The sequence below is a fragment of the Streptomyces sp. NPDC052721 genome (assembly GCF_040678315.1).
Taxonomy (GTDB): domain Bacteria; phylum Actinomycetota; class Actinomycetes; order Streptomycetales; family Streptomycetaceae; genus Streptomyces.
Genome location: NZ_JBFATL010000099.1, coordinates 1 through 2,886 on the forward strand (window position 1 = coordinate 1; position 2,886 = coordinate 2,886).

A 2,886-nucleotide genomic window follows, 5' to 3' on the forward strand; every position below is an offset into this window, starting at 1 on the left:
GTACTGGATGTACTTGGGTCGGGGCCCGGTGCGGCGAGAGTGCGTGCATGGCGTCGCGCGGCAGACGGGAGTTTGACGACAGGGCCTAGGCTGCCGGGCATGGCCACAACAACCGTGCGATCCGTCGTCGGCGCCGTCGCCCTCTCTGTCGTCTGCCTGACCGGGGCGACCGGCTGCTCCTCCGATTCCGGGCACGACGCGTCCGACGTCGGTTCCCCGCTGGTGAAGGGGCTGCGCACGGTGGCCGCCGACAGCGGCAGGAGCGGCCCGGTGACCTATCTCGACGCCGCCGCGGTGCGCGGGCTGGGCAAGCGGTTCGCCGCCATCGGCCGGCCGAGCAGCAGCCTGCTGAACGGGTACACCCCCGGCCCGTGGGCGGGACACCTCAAGGCGGACCAGATCGACACCGCGGTCGACACCAAGGCGGCGGGGCACTGGGAGGGTTCGTTCGACGCGGCCGCCATCACCGCCTCGCTGAAGGCGAACGGCTACACCCGCGGTGACCAGGACGGCAGGGAGACCTGGACCCGCCCCCACGGCAAGGGCGTGGCCCTGCAGGTCTCGAAGGACACGATCTCCTACGCCGTACCGGGCACCGCCCGCCTGTCGGCCGTGCACCCGGAGAAGGGCGCCTCGCTGGCCGACGTCGAGGAGTACCAGCGCGCGGCCGGGTGTCTGGGCGACGTCTACCGCGCCGACTTCAACCCGCTCACCGCCACGAAGCCGGTACGCCTGTCCGCGCTCGGCCAACACGCGGACTCCACGGGGAAGAACACCGAGGTGCTGTGCGTCGTGGTGAAGGACGAGGCGACCGCCCGACGCCTCTCGGCCGAGCTGCGCTCGGTGATCCGCGAAAAGTCCCCACGGTACGAAGGCGCCAAGGTCACCGTGCGGCAGGGCGAGCGGCCGCTGGTACGGACGACCGTCCCGGACACATCCGCCCAACGCCCCGGCCGCCTGATGCTCACCGACCTGAACCTGTGGCTGGCCGTCACAGGGCTGTGAAGTCGTGCGGGTGGTGACGTCCAGCCGGGGCCGGTCCGCCTAGGTCCTGTCGTCGAACTCCCGTCGTCCGCCCGGAGGGCGGGCCGCGCGGCGTCAGGTGCGTGCTCTCGGCGTGCCGGGCCCGGGCCCTCGTACTGGATGTACTTGGGTCGGGGCCCGGTGCGGCGAGAGTGCGTGCATGGCGTCGCGCGGCAGACGGGAGTTTGACGACAGGGCCTAGTTCGGGTTGTCTCCGTGGGTGAGGGTCTCCCAGGCGACGAACAGGTTGTTGCTGCCGGCCGGGCGGTTCTGTTCGGTCAGGGCCTGGGTGTTGGTCATGGCGATGCCCAGGCGGTTGTGCAGGGCGTTGTAGCCGACCTCGGTGACCGGGCCCAGCCCCCGGTTGACCGACCCGCCGCACAGCCAGCTCGGGACGGCCGCGCCCAGTTCGTACTTGGACTGGAAGCCGAGCGCCTGCCGCAGACGCTCTCCGACGTCGGTTCCGTACAGATCCTGCCCCTGGATGCGGCTGGTCTCGGCGACGTGTGAGATGGCCGAGATGCCGTATCCGGTGTGGGTGAAGTCCCGGCAGGTCTCCTGGGTGAGTCCGGTGACGAAGGTGGACTGGCCCTGCCAGTAGGAGACGATCTTGTCGCGGGTGTTCAGGTTCTGGCTCGGCACCGTCTTCGGCAGGTCACCGTCGGAGGCGAGGTACACGTACGCGGCGGTGCGGGTGCGGAACTTCGCCATGGCGGTGTCGTACGACGCCTTGTCCTCCAGGAAGACGGAGATGCCGACGGCCGCCTCCATCATCGACAGCTCCCAGTTGCCGTTGGAGTTGGAGCCGTTGATGACCTCGGGCAGATAGACGTTGCGCAGCATGGTCGCGAACCGGCCGGAGTTGGCCCAGGTGCCGGTGTACGTGTACTTGATGATCTCGGCGGCCTTCGGCCAGGAGGAACCCGCCCAGCCCGTCTGCAGCGGGGCGTTGCTGTTGGTGTGGTCCTGGAGTACGGCGGACCAGGCGTCCATCAGCTCGATCGCCTTCTTGGCGTAGCGCTCGTCCCGGGTGATGTACCAGGCGAGCGCGTCGGTGTACGCCGCGATCGCGTCCTCGCGTTCGTCCGTGCAGCCGTAGTTGGGGTTGGAGTACGAACCGCACTCGACGACGGCGCGCGGCTTGGGTGTGCGGCTGAGGCTCGCGTACTTGCTGGCCATCATCTGGTCGTACGCGCTCTTCCAGGGCTGGGCGCCCGCGAGCACTTCGCTGCGGGCGAAGTCGAGTTGGGCGCGGGAGACGGTGACGCCGGGGTGGGTGAAGGTGGCGGGGGCGGCCTCCGCCCGCTGGCTTCCGGGCCAGGAGAGCAGTCCGGTGGTGAGCAGGGTGGCCGCCGCCGTGAGTGCGAGAGCGGAACGCGGGGACGTGCGACGGCGCCGAGCGGGTGTGTCCTGCATCTGATCCCGTCCTCATATGTGAACGCAATGCGACTGACTGAACGTCGAGTTGCCCGAGACCATAGGTACGGACCAGATGGCCGTCAAGGGGCCGGGGAACGACTCCTTTGAGTCAACGGCAACCCAACTCCTCGACCACGCAGCCCTGTTCACACCTTGACGGGATTGGTTCAGACCTCTTAACTTCCCGATGCCGGGCGGGCCTTCGCGCACAGCGCTCGGCCCGGCGAGGCCCTCCCTTTCCTTCATCGACGTGAAAGGCTGTGATCCCCTCCCTTGTCCGCGCAACCCCCCACTCGCTCCCTGCTGTTCAGGACCGCGCTCGCCGCCGCGGTCGCCGTCTCGGCCGGGTTGTTCGCCGCCTCCCCCGCGCAGGCCGCCACCGGCACGATCACCGGCCTCGCCGGCAAGTGCCTCGACGTCGCCGGGGCCGGCTCCGCCGACGGC

2 protein-coding genes are annotated in these 2,886 nt (G+C 69.7%); one reads left to right on the forward strand and one right to left on the reverse strand.

From position 1 onward, the window contains the following. Positions 1–99: 99 nt before the first annotated feature. Entirely contained in the window at positions 100–1,005 is a 906-nt protein-coding gene (locus tag AB0L21_RS39535) for a hypothetical protein (RefSeq protein WP_365788772.1), read from the forward strand. A 216-nt stretch (positions 1,006–1,221) separates the two neighbouring features. Here the strand turns inward: AB0L21_RS39535 and AB0L21_RS39540 are convergent, their stop codons facing one another. Then, entirely contained in the window at positions 1,222–2,439 is a 1,218-nt protein-coding gene (locus tag AB0L21_RS39540; protein ID WP_365788773.1) for an alginate lyase family protein, read from the reverse strand. Positions 2,440–2,886: the final 447 nt, after the last annotated feature.